This window comes from Streptomyces buecherae (assembly GCF_014295035.1).
Taxonomy (GTDB): domain Bacteria; phylum Actinomycetota; class Actinomycetes; order Streptomycetales; family Streptomycetaceae; genus Streptomyces; species Streptomyces youssoufiensis.
Map to the genome: position 1 here is coordinate 7,834,220 of NZ_CP060404.1, position 15,843 is coordinate 7,850,062.

General features: G+C 73.4%; 2 protein-coding genes. Both read right to left on the reverse strand.

Annotation, left to right across the window (positions count from 1 at the left end):
* Positions 1-6 precede the first annotated feature (6 nt).
* The gene (locus H7H31_RS31120) at positions 7-5,436 is read right to left on the reverse strand and encodes a type I polyketide synthase (protein ID WP_187064803.1); all 5,430 of its coding nucleotides are present in this window, start codon (positions 5,434-5,436) and stop codon (positions 7-9) included.
* A gap of 1 nt (position 5,437) precedes the next feature.
* Positions 5,438-15,832 carry a type I polyketide synthase gene (locus H7H31_RS31125; RefSeq protein ID WP_187118178.1) on the reverse strand — a complete coding sequence of 3,465 codons (10,395 nt, stop codon included), beginning with the start codon at positions 15,830-15,832 and terminating at the stop codon, positions 5,438-5,440.
* Positions 15,833-15,843 lie beyond the last annotated feature (11 nt).

Here is a 15,843-nt window from a genome sequence, read left to right on the forward strand (position 1 = left end):
CTGCTCCTAAAGCCGGTTCGGGTTCGGGTTCGGGGGAGTGCCGCGTTCCGTGCTGCGCAACTCGTCAAGGGCGGCGAAGAGTTCGTCGTCGCTCGCCGCCGCGAGATCGGGCTTGTCCGGGGCGGCCTGTGGCTCGTCCGCCCAGCGGGACAGCAGGTCGCGCAGCCGGTGAGTGATCGAACCCCGCGCCTGGTCGTCGGCGGCGAAGGGAGTGAGGAACGCCTCCAGGCGGTCCAACTCGGCCAGTGCCGGAGCCACCTCGGTGCTCTGTCGCCCGCTCAGCTCGGCGCAGAGGTAGCCGGCCAGCGCGGTGGCGTTGGGGTAGTCGAAGATCAGCGTGCTGGGCAGCTCGACCCCGATCTCCTCGTGCAGCGCGGCCTGGAGATCGAGGCTGGCCAGGGAGTCGAAGCCCAGGTCCACGAAGCCGAGGTCCGGGTCGATACCGTCCTCCGGTGCCTCGCCGAGCGCCACCGCGGCCTGGGTCAGCACCAGTTCGGTGAGTGCCCGCAGCCGCTCCGGCTCCGGCATGGCCCGTAGCCGTTCCTCGGCGGGGTGCGTACCGCCGCCGGTCGGGGTCGCTGGCGCGGCTGCCGTAGCGGGTGCGGGTGCTGGTGTCGGGGGAGGCGCGGCGGCCGTCTCGGGGGCGTCCGGTTCGGTGGTCGGGGGAGGGGCGATGGAGGTGACCAGTTCGGCCAGGAGCGGAGCGAGGTGGCCGCGCTGAGCGCGGTCCCGTAGCCGGTCGGGGTCGAGCCGCAGCGGGGTCAGCACCGGCTCTCCGGTCATCCCGCGAGCCGCGTCGAAGAGGTCGAGTGCGTCCGGTGTCGCCAGGGGCCGCACCCCGTCCCGGCCCATGCGCTCCAGCTCGCGTTCGGACAACGCGCCGGTCAGCGCGCTGCGTTCGGCCCACAGGCCCCAGGCGAGCGACAGGGCGGGCAGGCCCTGGGTGTGTCGGTGGCGGGCCAGGGCGTCCAGGCAGGCGTTGGCCGCGGCGTAACCCGCCTGGCCCGCGGGGCCGAAGGCGCCGGACGCGGAGGAGAAGACGATGAACTCCCGTAGGTCCAGATCGACTGTCAGCTCGTGCAGGTGCCAGGCGGCGTCCACCTTGGGCCGGAGCACCGCCGCGATCCGCTCCGGCGTCAGCGTCGCCACCAGGCCGTCGTCGACGACTCCGGCCGTGTGCACCACGCCCGTCAGCGGCTGCCCGGCGGGTACCGAGCGCACCACGGCGGCCAGCGCTCGCCGGTCGGCCACGTCACATGCGGCGAACACGACCTCCGTGGCCAACTCACCGAGTTCAGCGGCCAGTTCGAGCGCACCCGGTGCTCGCTCGCCGCTCCGGCTGACCAACAGCAGCCGCCGCGCACCCTGCTCAGCCAGCCGTCGGGCGACCAATCCGCCAAGGGTGCCGGTGCCCCCCGTGACCAGGACCGTGCCGTGCCCGGAGTCGGACGGTTGGTCCGCCCCGGTACCCGGCGCCGGAGCCACCGGTGTCAGCCGGGCCACCAGCGGCCGGCCGTCGCGCAGGGTCACCTCCGGCTCGGTGTCCAGCAGCGCGAGCGCGGGTGCCAGCGCGGTGGTGGTCGCGTCGGCCAGGTTCAGCAGGCCGAACCGGCGCGGGTGTTCCGAACGGGCGCTGCGCAGCAGCCCCTGCACGGCCGCGCCCACCAGCCGGCGGCCCGGCTCCCCGACCCCGGTGGGCTCCGCGAGGACAGCGACCAGCCGTGCGTCGGCGAGCCGGGGCTCGGCCAGCCAGGCCCGCACCAGGACCAGCAGCTCACCGGTCGCGGCGCGCACCGCTTCCGGTGGCGTCGCGGACGTACCTCCCGGCACGGGCACCGGCCACAGGACGGCCCCGGGCGGTGGCGCGCCCGCGGCCACCGCCGCGACCAGCGCCGCGAGGTCCGGATAGGACGCGTCGACGGCCAGCGGCAGCGCGTCCGTACCGCCGAGCACCGCCAGCGGGCCGGGCCCGCGATCAGTGCGGGGGGCCGGAACCCACTCCGTACGCGAGAGCGAACCCGATGCGGCGGACACCGGCACTCGCAACGGCCGGGACTCCAGCCGCGTGACGGACAGGACCGGGGCCCCGGCGGCGTCGGTGGCCGTCACCCGCACGGCGTGCGGGCCCTCGGGCGTGATCGACACGCGCAGGGTCTCCGCCCCGGCGGCGGTGACCGTCACGCCGTGCCACGCGTACGGGACGAGCAGCTCCGGGGCACCGTCCGGCGACGCGGCGATCACGGCCCGCAGCGCGGCGTCCAGCAGCGCCGGGTGCACCCCGAACCGCCCGGCCTGGGCCTGGAGGGCGGCCGGCGAGGACGCCTCGGCGAACACCTCGTCACCCCGCCGCCACACGGCCCGCAAACCGTCGAAGGCCGGGCCGGCACCGATGCCCAGCCGCGCCGAACGCTCCGCGAAGTCGTCAAGTGCCACCGGCTCGGCCCCGTGTGGCGGCCAGTGGGCCGGATCGGCCACCGCGGCGACGCCATCGGAGCCGGAGCCGGAGCCGGGGCCGGAGCCGGGGCCGGGATCGGGGACGGGAGCCAACGTTCCCCTGGCGTGCTGGGTCCACCGGCCGTGTGGCTCGGTCGCCGAGCGGGCGGACAGCTCGACCCCGCGCCGCCCGGTGGCGTCCGGGGCGCTCACCCACAGGCGCAGGGCGCTGCCCGCGTCGGGGCCGGCGTCCGGGCCGGGCAGCTCCAGCGGAGCGATCAGCGTCAGCTCCGCGAGGTGCCCGCACCCGGCCCGCGCCCCCGCCCAGCACGCCAGCTCGACCACGGCCGTACCGGGCAACAACACCCGGCCGAGGACGCGGTGGTCGGCGAGCCACGGGTGGGAGCGCGCGGACAGCCGCCCGGTATACAACGACCCGCCCTCGTCGGGCAGCTCCACCGTGGCGTCGAGCAGCGGATGGTCGGCCGGGGTCAGCCCGGCCGCCGTCACGTCGGCCACCCTCGGACCGTCGTCCAGCCAGTAGCGACGGCGGCGGAAGGCGTAGGTGGGCAGCTCCACCGTGGGCGCCCCACTCGGGAACGCCGCCGACCAGTCCACCGTCAGGTGGTGGGCGTGCAGTGCGGCCAGCGCGGCGGGCAGCCCGTCGGCGCCACTGACGCCACCGGCCGGCGAGGCGATCACGTGGACCTCGTGGCCGGTCACGGCGGCGACCGACGCGATGGCCGGGGCGACCGTGGCGCCCTCGCCCACCTCCACGAACAGCGTGTGGCCGCGCCCGAGCACCTCCCGCACGGCGGCGGCCGGGTCGTCAGGCGCCACGTGGAACGGCACGCGCGCCCCGGCCGGATCGACCGGCGCCACGACCGTGGAGGTCACCGCGCGGGCCCCCTCCTTCAACGACAGTGCACCCGCCACACACGCCCCGGCGACCGCGGCGGCGCCCACCCCGATCACTGCGGCGGGCCGTACGCCGTACTCCTCCCACAGCCCGGCCAGCGCGACCACGACCGCCCACCGCGCCGCCCGGTCGGCGGCCACGCCATCCGCCGTGGGCGCGGACCGGCCAGGGTCCGCGTCGGGCGTGGGTTGGGCGCCGCGCAGCACGTCCCGTACCGACCAGTCAGCGAAGCCACTCAGCGCCTCGTCACACTCGGCGAGGCGACGGGCGAACGCGGGCGAGGCGTCAGCCAGCCGGTCCGCCCAGTCCAGCCGCTCCGGCGGGGCCAGCACGAACACGGCGCGCGCGGCGGTACGTACACACCCGTGCGTCACGCCCGGCGCGTCCCGGTCCGCCGCGAGCGCCCGCACCCCCGCCAGCAGCGCGTCGCGGTCAGCGCCCCACACCACGGCCCGGTGGTCGAAGACCGAGCGGGCACGGGCCAACGCCGCGCCCACCTCGACGGCGGACAACTCGGGGCGCTCCGCCAGGTACGCGGCCAGCCGATCGGCCTGGGCCCGCAGCGCCCCGGCGCCACGCCCGGAGACCACCCACGGCACGCCACCCGCCAGCGGCGCGAGCGGGGCCCGCACATCGGCACCGGTGTCCGCCCGGTGCGACTCCGGGGAGTGCTCCAGGACGACGTGCGCGTTGGTGCCGCTGACCCCGAACGAGGAGACCCCCGCGCGGCGCGGGCGCCCCGTGTCCGGCCACGGCCGCTGCTCGGTCAGCAGCCGCACGGCACCGGCGGACCAGTCCACATGCGGGTTCGGCGCGTCGACGTGCAGCGTGCGGGGCAGGACGCCGTGCCGCAGCGCGAGCACCATCTTGATCAGCCCGGCCACCCCGGCGGCGGCCTGCGCGTGGCCGATGTTGGACTTCACCGAGCCCAGCCACAGCGGCCGGTCGGCGGGCCGGTCCTGGCCGTAGGTGGCGAGCAGGGCCTGGGCCTCGATCGGGTCGCCGAGCGTGGTGCCCGTGCCGTGCGCCTCGACGGCGTCCACATCCGACGCGGCCAGGCCGGCCCCCGCCAGCGCCTGCCGGATCACCCGCTGCTGCGCCGGCCCACTCGGCGCGGTGAGCCCGCTGCTCGCGCCGTCCTGGTTGACGGCGCTGCTCCGGACCACCGCCAGGACGCGACGCCCGGCCCGCCGCGCGTCCGACAGCCGCTCAAGCAGGAGCATCCCCACCCCCTCGCCCAGGGCGGTGCCGTCGGCCTCGGCCGCGAACGCCTTGCAGCGCGCGTCGCCCGCCAGCCCCCGCTGCCGGCTGAACTCGACCAGCGCCATCGGCGAGGCCATCACCGTCACCCCACCCGCCAGGGCCAGCGCGCAGTCACCCGCACGCAGCGCCCGCGCCGCCTGGTGCACGGCGACCAGCGACGACGAACAGGCCGTGTCGAGACTGATCGCCGGTCCCCGCAGACCGAGCGCGTACGCCACCCGACCGGAGGCCACGCTGCCCGTACTGCCGTTGCCGAGATAGCCCTCGAACTCGCCCGGCGGATGCCGGAGCCGGGCCGCGTAGTCCTGGTAGATGACACCGGCGAACACCCCGGTACGGGAGCCGCGCAGGGCCGCCAGGTCGATGCCGGCCCGCTCGACCGCCTCCCAGCACGTCTCCAGGAGCAGCCGCTGCTGCGGATCGGTGGCCAGCGCCTCACGGGCGCTCATCCCGAAGAACCCCGGGTCGAAGGAGGCGGCGTCGTGGAGGAACCCGCCCTCGCGTACGGAGACGCTGCCGCGCCGGGCCGGGTCCGGGTCGTACAGGTCCGGGTCCCAGCCGCGATCGGTCGGGAACGGGGAGATGACGTCCTGCCCCTCCGTGACCACCCGCCACAGCTCCTCGGGCGACGTCACGCCGCCGGGAAAGCGGCAGGCCATGCCCACAATCGCGATCGGCTCACCGCTGGCCTCCTCGACCTCCCGCAGTCGCTGCCGGGTCCGGCGCAGGTCCGAGGTCAGCCGTTTGAGGGTGTCGAGAACCTTCTCGTCGCTCGTCATGCTGGTGTACGTCTCCCCCCGGGAGTGGTCCAGGTCGTTCACGTCAGCCGCGCAGTTCGTCGTCGACGATGTCCAGGAACTCGTCCAGGGACACGTCACCGAACTCGTCACCCTCCCCAGCGAGCCGCTCCCCTCCGGCCCCGCTCCCGCCCCCGCCGTCGGCCGCGCCCACCACGCCCGCCAGCAACGCGCGCAGTCGCGTCGCCACCCGCTCACGCGCCGGGTCGTCCGCCGCCACCGCCGACAGATCCGCCGCCACGCCGTCGAGCCGGGCCAGCAGCGCCTCGGCGTCCGGACGTTCACGCTCCCGGAGCAACTCGTCGAGGCGGCCCGCCACCTCCGCCGGTGTGGGGTGGTCGAAGACCAGGGTGGAAGGCAGCCGCAGACCGGTGGCCGCGCTCAACCGGTTCCGCAGCTCCACCGCCCGCAGCGAGTCATAGCCCGCGTCGAGGAAGCCGCGCTCGTCGTCGATGGCGTCGGCCGCCGCGTACCCCAGGACCAACGCGGCCTGCGTCGTGACCAACTCCCGCAACGCGTGCGCTCGTTCGGCCGCCGGCAGTCCGGAGAGAGACAGCGTGTCGCCGGGTTCCCCGGCGTCTCCCGTGCCGCCCGTCGCGACCGCCGCGCTGCCCGCGACCGCACGGGGCGGCGCGGCGCCGAGCAGGCCCCGCAGCAGCGCGGGACGCGCACCGGGCCTGGCGCGCATCGCGGCCAGGTCGAGCCGGACCGGGAGCACCAGGGGCCGGTCCTGCTCGAGCGCGAGGTCGAACAGCGCCAACCCGTCCGCCGAGGACAACGGCAGCACACCCGCTCGCCGCAGCCGCGCCAGGTCTTCCTCACCCAGTCCGCCGGTCATCTCACTGACCTCCTCCCACAACCCCCACGCCATCGACACCGCCGGCAGCCCCGCCCCCCTGCGGTAGTCCGCCAGCGCGTCCAGATAACCGTTGGCCGCCGCGTAGTTGGCCTGACCCGCGCTACCGAGCACGCCTCCGGCCGCCGAGAACAGGATGAAGAAGTCGAGGTGGGTGTGTTGGGTGAGTTGGTGGAGGTGCCAGGCGGTGTGTGTTTTGGGTTGGAGGGTGGTGTGGGTGTGGTGGGGGGTGAGGTTGGTGAGGAGGGCGTCGTGGAGGGTGCCGGCGGTGTGGATGATGCCGGTGAGGGGGTGTTGGGGTGGGATGGTGGCGAGGGCGGTGGTGAGTTGTTGTGGGTTGCTGGTGTCGCAGGTGGTGATGGTGGGGGTGGCGCCGAGTTGGGTGAGTTGGTGGTGGAGTTGGGTGGCGCCGGGTGCATCAGGTCCGCGGCGGGAGAGGAGGAGGAGGTGGCGTATGCCGTGGTGGGTGACGAGGTGGCGGGCGACGAGGCTGCCGAGAACTCCGGTACCACCCGTGATCACCACCGTCCCCTCCGACCGCAACGCCGGGACACCGGTCGTGGCCGGCGGACGACTCCGCTCCAACCGTGGCACCCACACCCGCCCCGCCCGCACGGCGCACTGCGGCTCGGCCCCGGCGAGCGCATCCGCCAGCACCCGCCCAGAGCCGGCGTCCGCGTCCAAGTCCACCAGCGCGAACCTGTCCGGGTGTTCGGCCTGCGCGGACCGCACCATCCCCCACACGGAGGCCGCCGCCAGGTCCGACACGGACTCCGCCGGCCCACCGCCCGCCGCGGACGACACCGCCACGGCCCCCCGCGTCACCAGGACAAGCCGCGCGTCCCCGAACCTCTCCTCCCGCACCCACTCCTGGAACAGGCCGAGCATGCGCACCACCGCGCCGCTGGCCGCGTCGGCTGAGTGGCGGTCCGCGTCACGCGACAGCGGCCACGGGACCACCACGACCGGCGGCACACCAGCCTCGCCCTCGTCCACGGCCCGGGCGAGATCCGCCAGCGACGCGTGGGACTCCACGTCGCTCCCGGCCGCCAGCAGCGCCGGGCCGACACCCAGCCCGTCCACACCCACCACCGCACAGCGCGCCACCCGACCCGCCCCCGGCGCGTCGGCAGACACCGCGTGCCACGCCACCTGGAACAGCGAGTCCGCCACCGCCCGGCCCGACACGACCAACTGCCGCTGGTCCACCGGCCGTACCGCCAGCGCGGCGACCGTGGCCACCGGCGCTCCCCGCCCATCGGCCACCGCGAGCGACATCGTGTCGGGCCCGGTCGGCGTCAGCCGTACGCGCAGGTCGGTGGCGCCGGTGGCGTGCAGGGTCACCCCCCGGAAGGAGAACGGCAGTACGACCCGCTCCACACCGTCGAGCATCGTCGCGTGCAGGGCCGCGTCCAGCAGTGCGGGGTGCAGGTCGAAGCGATCGGCGTCGGCGTGTTGCGGCTCGGGCAACCGCACCTCCGCGAAGACCTCCGCGCCACGCCGCCAGGCGGCCCGCAGCCCCTGGAACGCCGGCCCGTAGACCAGTCCGCCCTCCGCCAGTCGCGGATAGATCCCCTCGACCGCCACCGACACGGCTCCCTGGGGAGGCCAACTCTCCGCTTCTTCCCAGCCCGACGCCGCATCCGCCCCCGCTCCCGCATCCGCGTTCGCCGACAACGACCCTGTCGCGTGACACGTCCACGCCGCCTCGTCCCCCTGCGGAGCGTGTGGGCGGGTGTGGATGGTGAGGGGGTGTTGTCCGGTGGTGTTGGGGGTGCCGATGTGTATTTGGAGGTGGTGGGGTTGGTGGTGGGTGAGGGTGAGTGGGGTGTGGAGGGTGAGTTCTTCGATGTGGTGGAGTCCGGTGTGGTGTGCGGTGTGGAGGGCGAGTTCGAGGAGTGCGGTGCCGGGGAGGAGTGGGGTGTTCCAGAGTGCGTGGTCGGTGAGCCAGGGGTGGGTGTGGGTGGAGATGTGTCCGGTGTAGAGGGTTTCTTGGCTGGTGGCGAGGGTGGTGCGGGTGAGCAGGAACGGGTGGTCGGCAGTGTGGGCGTTGGGGTGTGTGGTGGAGGGGGTGGTGAGCCAGTAGTGCTGGCGCTGGAAGGGGTAGGTGGGGAGGTCGAGTTGGGGTGTGGTGGTGGGGAGGGTGGTGGTCCAATTGATGGGTGTGTTGTGGGTGTGGAGGTGAGCGGCGTGGGTGAGGAGTTGGGTCCAGGTGCCGTGGTCGCGGCGGAGGGTTCCCGTGGTGGTGACGCTGGTGGGTTGGTCGGCTTCGTCGGCGATGTCGTGGAGTGCGGTGGTGAGGATGGGGTGGGGGCTGATTTCGATGTAGGTGGTGTGGCCGTTGTTTAGGGCCGTAGTGGTGGCATCGGTGAGGAGTACGGGTTGGCGGAGGTTGGTGTACCAGTAGCCAGCCGTGAGGTGGGTGGTGTCGAGGGCCTGACCGGTGGTGGTGGAGTAGAAGGGGATGTCGCTCGTTGCCGGCTTCAGGTCTGTTAGCTGGTTGAGTAGTTGCTCGCGTACGGATTCCACGGAGGGGCTGTGGGAGGCGTAGTCGACGTTGATGCGTCGGGCGTGGATGTCCCGTTCCTCGCAGTGTGCGAGGAGGTTGTCCACCGCGGTGGTGTTGCCGGCGATGACGGTGGTGTGGGGTCCGTTGTGGGCGGCGATGTGGAGTTCTCGGCCCCAGGCTCCGGGGAGTTGTTGGGTTGCTTGGGGTGTGAGGGGGAGGGAGGCCATGGTGCCGTGGCCGGTGAGGGTGGTGTGGATGGCTTGGCTGCGGAGGGCGGTGACGCGGGCGCCGTCTTGGAGGGTGAGGGCGCCTGCGATGACGGCTGCGGGGATCTCGCCTTGGGAGTGGCCGATGACGGCGGTGGGTTGGACACCTAGGGACTGCCAGACGCGGGCCAGCGAGACCATGACGGCGAACAACGCGGGTTGGACGACGTCGACGCGTTCGATGGGTTGCCCGTTGGTGAGTACGTCGGTGAGTGACCAGTCGACGTACGGGGCGAGGGCGTTTTCGCACTCGGCTATGGACTGTCGGAAGACCTCGGAGGTGCGCAGGAGGTCGGTGGCCATGCCGGTCCACTGCGAGCCTTGGCCGGGGAAGACGAAGACGGGCTTGGTGTGGTTGGTGTTGCCCGTTACCACGTTGGGGTGTTCGTCACCGTTGGCGAGGGCGTGGAGTGCCTCTCGTAGGTGGGCGCGGTCGTGGGTGAGGAGGACGGCGCGGTGTTCGAGGGTGGCTCGGCCGGTGAGGAGGGTGTGGGCGATGGCGTACGGGTCGGTCTCGGGGTGGTCTTCGACGTACGTGGCGAGTTGCGTGGCTTGGGCGCGGAGGGCTTGGGGAGTGCGGGCGGAGAGGACGATCGGTACGACGCCTGTCTCCACCGGCGCACTCGCGTCCTCCGGAACAGGTTCGCTTTCCGGGGCCTCCTCCAGGATGACGTGGGCGTTGGTGCCGCTGATGCCGAAGGCCGACACGGCGGCCCGACGGGACCCGGTCTCACCGCGTACCCAGGCACGTTCCTGGGTCAGCAGCTCGACCGCGCCGGCCGTCCAGTCCACGTGAGTGGTGGGCTTGGACACGTGAAGGGTGCGGGGGAGGACCCCGTGGCGCATGGCTTGCACGATCTTGATGACTCCGGCGACCCCGGCGGCGGCCTGGGTGTGGCCGATGTTGGACTTGATCGAGCCCAGCCACAGGGGTCGGTTGGCCGGTCGGTCCTGGCCGTAGGTGGCGAGCAGGGCCTGGGCCTCGATCGGGTCGCCGAGGCGGGTGCCGGTGCCGTGCGCCTCCACCGCGTCCACCTCGTCCGGGGCCAGCCGTGCCGCGGCCAGTGCGGCGCGGATGACCCGTTGTTGTGAGGGGCCGTTGGGGGCGGCGAGACCGTTGGACGCGCCGTCCTGGTTGGTTGCCGAGCCCCGGATGACGGCGAGCACCTGGTGCCCGTTGCGCCGGGCGTCCGAGAGCCGTTCGAGCAACACCATGCCGGCGCCCTCGGACAGCCCGAAGCCGTCCGCCTCGTCGGAGAACGCCATGCAGCGCCCGCTCGCCGACAGCGCCCCCATCCGGCCGAACCCGATGAAGACGTCCGGCGTGGGCATCACCACCGCGCCGCCCGCGAGCGCCATCGTGCACTCGCCCGTACGCAGCGCCTGGGCGGCCAGATGCAGGGAGACCAGCGACGACGAGCACGCCGTGTCCACCGTGACCGCCGGGCCCTCAAGCCCGAACGTGTAAGCCAGACGGCCCGAGATGACGCTGGTGACGCCGCCGGTGATGACGTAGTCCTGGACGGCGGGCGGCGCGTCGGCCGACCGAGGGCCGTACCCGTGGGACATCGCGCCGATGTACGTCCCGGTACGGCTGCCGCGTAGCGTCGCCGGGTCGATGCCCGCGCGCTCGAACGCCTCCCAGGACGTTTCCAGCACCAACCGCTGTTGCGGGTCCATGGCCAGCGCCTCGCGCGGTCCGATGCCGAAGAACGCCGCGTCGAACCCGGCGACATCTCGCAGGAAGCCGCCTTCCCTGGTACGCCGACGGCCCGCGTCGTCGCTTTCGGCGCCGCCGATGCCGAAGGACTCGGCCAGGTCCCAGCCACGGTCGGTCGGCGGCGCCGAGACGGCGTCCCCACCGCTCCTGACCAGCCGCCACAGGTCGTCGGGGCTGGCGACGCCACCGGGGAAGCGGCAGGCCATGGCGATGATGGCGATCGGGTCATCGTCCGTGGCCGCATTGTCCGTGGCCGCCACCGTGGCCGCCGGCGCCGCCTCCTGGTCGGCCGCGGGCTCGTGCGAAGCGGCCACCAGCAACTCGCGCAGGTGGGTCGCCAACACGCGAGGCGTCGGATAGTCGAAGACCAGGGTTGCCGGTAGCCGTAGCCCCGTCGCCTCGGCGAGCCGGTTGCGCAGGGCGAGCGAGGTCAGCGAGTCGAACCCGGCGTCCTTGAAGGCCCGGTCCACCCGAGTGGACTCGGCCGTGCCGAGCCCGAGCACCACCACGGCATGCCGGGTGATCAGCTCGGTCAGCGCCGTCTCCTGGTCCGCGGTGGTCAGCGCGGCCAACCGGTCACGTAGTTCCGCGGCGGCGCCGGTGCCGGCCGTGGCCTCCTCGGTACGGGGAGCGTCAGGCCGCTCCAGCAGCCGCCGGGCCGCCGGCAACGCGTCCAGCAGTCGACTCGGCCGCATCGAGGTGAACAGGGGAACGAAGCGCTCCCAGTCGATGTCGGCCACGGCCACGAACGTGTCGTCCTGGTCGAGCGCCTGCTGGAGCGCGGCGACGGCCAACTCGGCGGGCATCAGCGGCAGCCCCTGACGACGCACCCGCGCCCGGGTCTCCTGGACGTCCACACCGTCGAGGTTCTGCCAGGTGTGCACGGCGTCTTCCCACACACCCCAGGCCACCGACGTCATCGGCACCCCACGGGCCCGATTCTGTTCCGCCAGTGCGTCAAGGGCCGCGTTCGCCGCCGCGTACGCCGCGTGGTCGCCACTGCCCCAGAACCCCGCGATGGACGAGAAGAGGACGAACGCGTCCAACTCGCCCGGGTCGAGCGACTCCGCCAGGTGCGCCGCACCGGCGACCTTGGCCGCCAGCACCGCGTCCATGCTGGTCAGCGACGTCTCACCGACCGGCGCCAGCTCGATGAAGGCGGCGGCGTGCAGCACCGTCCGTACGGTGTGTCCTTCGGCCCGCAGCGTGTCGAGCAGGGCCGCCACCGCGTCACGGTCGGCCACGTCGCAGGCCGCGACGGTCACACCCACACCCCGCCGTTCGAGGTCGCTCACCCACTCCGAGGCACCGGGCGCGGCCGGCCCCGACCGGCTGACCAGCACCAGATGCTCGGCCCCCTGGGTAGCCAGCCAGTCCGCCAGCCGGGGCGCGAGACTTCCGGTCCCACCCGTGATCAGCACCGTGCCCCGAGGACGCCACCGGCGCGCCGACTGCGCGCCACCCGCCGCGCTCACCATCCGCCGCGCGAGCAACCCGGCGGAACGCACCGCCACCTGGTCCTCGCCCGTCGCGCCGGACAGCACCTGCCGCAGCAACGCGCCCGACCGCGCGTCCAGGCTCTCCGGCAGGTCCACCAACCCGCCCCACAACGCCGGATGCTCCAGAGCCACCACCCGGCCGAGCCCCCAGACCTGCGCCTGCGCCGGATCGGCCGGAGCGTCCGAGTCCCCCGTGGACACCGCGCCCCGGGTGACGCTCCACAGCGGCGCTCGCACCCCGAGCTGGCTCAGGGCCTGCACAAGGGGCAGCGTCAGCGCCGCCCCCGTCGCCAGCGCGCCGAACCGGGGGTGCGGACGCGAGTCCGCCCCCACGAACGACAGCACACCCGCCGCCTCGGTTCCCCCTTCCGCGCTCCGCGCACCAGCGAGCACGTCCCGCAGCCGGGCGGCGAGCGCGTCGCGGTCGGCGTCCGCCTCGGTCAGCTCCACGGGTACGATCCGGGCGCCGTGGCCACCGAGTACGCGCAGCGCCTCCGTAACCCACGGGTCCGTATCGTGCCCGGCAGAGAGGGCCACAAGCCAGGTGCCGGTCAGCGGTGCGGGTGACACCCGCGCCACCGGCTTCCAGGCGATCCGGTAGCGCCACCCGTCGACCGCGTCGCGGTCACGGTGTTGCCTGCGCCATGCCGACAGCGTCGGCAACAGCGCGGACAGCGACGAGCGCCCGGACTCGTCCTCGATCTGGAGCGCCTCCGTCAGCGCGCCGACGTCCCCACCCTCCACCGCCGCCCAGAACCTCGCGTCCGCCTCGTTCCCCGACGCCTGGTCACCCGGCGCCTGGTCACCCACCCCGCCGCCGGCTGCCTCGTCATAGATCCACAGGTGCTGGCGTTGGAAGGGGTAGGTGGGGAGGTCGAGTTGGGGTGCGGTGGTGGGGAGGGTGGTGGCCCAGTTGATGGGTGTGTTGTGGGTGTGGAGGTGAGCGGCGTGGGTGAGGAGTTGGGTCCAGGTGCCGTGGTCGCGGCGGAGGGTTCCGGTGATGGTGACGTTGACGGGTTGGTCGGCTTCGTCGGCGATGTCGTGGAGTGCGGCGGTGAGGATGGGGTGGGGGCTGATCTCGATGAAGGTGGTGTGTCCGTTGCCTAGGGCGGTGGTGGTGGCATCGGTGAGGAGTACGGGTTGGCGGAGGTTGGTGTACCAGTAGTCGGCCGTGAGCTGGGTGGTGTCGAGAGCCTGGCCGGTGGTGGTCGAGTAGAACGGGATGCTGCCCTTGCGGGGCTTCACCTCGGCCAGTACGTCGGTGAGCTGGGCGCTGATGGCCTCGACATGGGGCGTGTGGGACGCGTAGTCGACGTTGACGCGTCGGGCGTGGATGTCCCGTTCCGCGCAGTGTGCGAGGAGGTTGTCCACCGCGACGGCGTCGCCGGCGACGACGGTGGTGTGGGGCCCGTTGTGGGCGGCGACGTGAAGCTCTCGACCCCAGGCACCGGGCAGCAGTTGGGTTGCTTCGGGCGTGAGGCTGAGGGAGGCCATGGCGCCGTGGCCGGTGAGGGTGGTGTGGATGGCCTGGCTGCGAAGAGCGGTGACGCGGGCGCCGTCTTCGAGGGTCAGGGCGCCTGCGATAACGGCCGCGGGGATCTCCCCCTGGGAGTGGCCGATGACGGCGGTGGGTCGGACGCCCAGCGATTCCCACACCCGGGCCAGCGAGACCATGATGGCGAACAGCGCGGGTTGGACGACATCGACGCGTTCGATGGGCTGCCCGTTGGTGAGCACGTCGGTCAGGGACCAGTCGACGTACGGCGCCAGGGCGTTCTCGCAGTCGGCTATGGACTGCCGGAAGACCTCGGAGGTGCGCAGGAGGCCGGTGGCCATGCCGGTCCACTGCGAACCCTGGCCGGGGAAGACGAAGACGGGCCTGGCATGGTCGGTGTTCCCGGTGATCACGCTGGGGTGTTCGTCGCCCTTGGCGAGGGCGTGCAGTGCCTCCAGCAGGTGGCCCCGGTCGTGAGCCAGGAGCACGGCGCGGTGTTCAAGGCCGGCGCGCGCCGTGAGCAGCGTGTGCGCGATGGCGTACGGGTCGGCGTCGGGGTGGTCCTCGACGTACGCGGCGAGCCGCGCGGCCTGGGCGCGCAGCGCCTGGGGGTCGCGCGCCGAGACGACGACCGGCACGACACCCGCGTCGACGGCCGGTCCCTGACCCTCGGGGACAGCCTCCTGCTCGGGGGCCTGTTCCAGGATGACGTGGGCGTTGGTGCCGCTGATGCCGAACGAGGAGACCGCGGCCCGGCGCGGACGACCCGCCTCGGGCCACTCGCGCTGCTCGGTGAGCAGCCGTACGGTGCCGGCCTCCCAGTCGACGTGGGGTGTGGGCTCGTCCACGTGCAGCGTGCGGGGCAGTAGGCCGTGGCGCATGGCCTGCACCATCTTGATGACGCCGCCGACGCCGGCGGCGGCCTGGGTGTGACCGACGTTGGACTTGAGCGAGCCCAGCCACAGCGGCTGGTCGGCGGGCCGGCCCTTCCCGTAGGTGGCGAGCAGGGCCTGGGCCTCTATCGGGTCACCGAGGCGGGTGCCGGTGCCGTGCGCCTCGACCGCGTCCACCTCGTGCGGGGCCAGCCGCGCATCGGCCAACGCCTGCATGATGGCGCGCTCCTGCGCCGGGCCGTTGGGGGCCGAGAAGCCGCTGCTGCTGCCGTCCTGGTTGATGGCCGAGCCGCGCAGTACGGCGAGCACCCGGTGGTTGTTGCGCCGCGCCTCGGAGAGGCGTTCCAGCACCAGGACGCCGACGCCCTCGCCCCAGCCGGTGCCGTCGGCCGAGGCGGCGAACGCCTTGCAGCGGCCGTCGGGGGAGAGCCCGCGCTGCCGGCTGAACTCGACGAACCCGATCGGCGTGGTCATCACCGTCACACCACCGACGAGGGCCATCGAGCACTCGCCCGCCCGCAGCGACTGGCCCGCCACGTGCAGCGCGACCAGCGACGACGAGCACGCCGTGTCCACCGTGACGGCGGGACCCTCAAGCCCCAGGGTGTACGCGACGCGGCCCGAGACCACACTGCCCAGGCTGCCCGTCATCAGGTAGCCCTCAAGGTCGTCCGGCGTCTTGTGCAGCCTGGCGGCGTAGTCCTGGTGCATCACACCGGCGAACACCCCCGTACGGCTGCCCCGCACCGCTGTGGGGTCGACGCCCGCGCGTTCCAGCGCCTCCCACGCCACCTCCAGCAGGACGCGTTGCTGCGGGTGCATGGCGGTCGCCTCGCGCGGGCTGATCCCGAAGAACTCCGGATCGAACGCGGCGGCGCCGTTCAGGAAGCCTCCGGAGCGCGTGTAGCTCTTGCCGACGGCGTCCGGGTCCGGGTCGTAGAGTTCGGCGACGTCCCAGCCACGGTCCTCGGGGAAGCCGGTGACGGCGTCGCCCCCGCCGGCCACCAACTGCCACAGCTCCTCGGGCGAGCTGACGTCTCCGGGGTAGCGGCAGGCCATGCCGACGATGGCGATCGGCTCGGAGGCCGCCGTGGTCAGCGCGTGGTTGCGCCGTCGCAGGGACTCGACCTCCTTGAGGGAGGCCCGCAGTGCCTTGACGACTTCTTCGCTCGATGCGGTCATCGATAACTCCG

Excerpts from the sequence above, each read along its gene's own strand:
- H7H31_RS31125 (WP_187118178.1), bottom strand. The coding sequence starts at position 15,832 with ATGACCGCATCGAGCGAAGAAGTCGTCAAGGCACTGCGGGCCTCCCTC.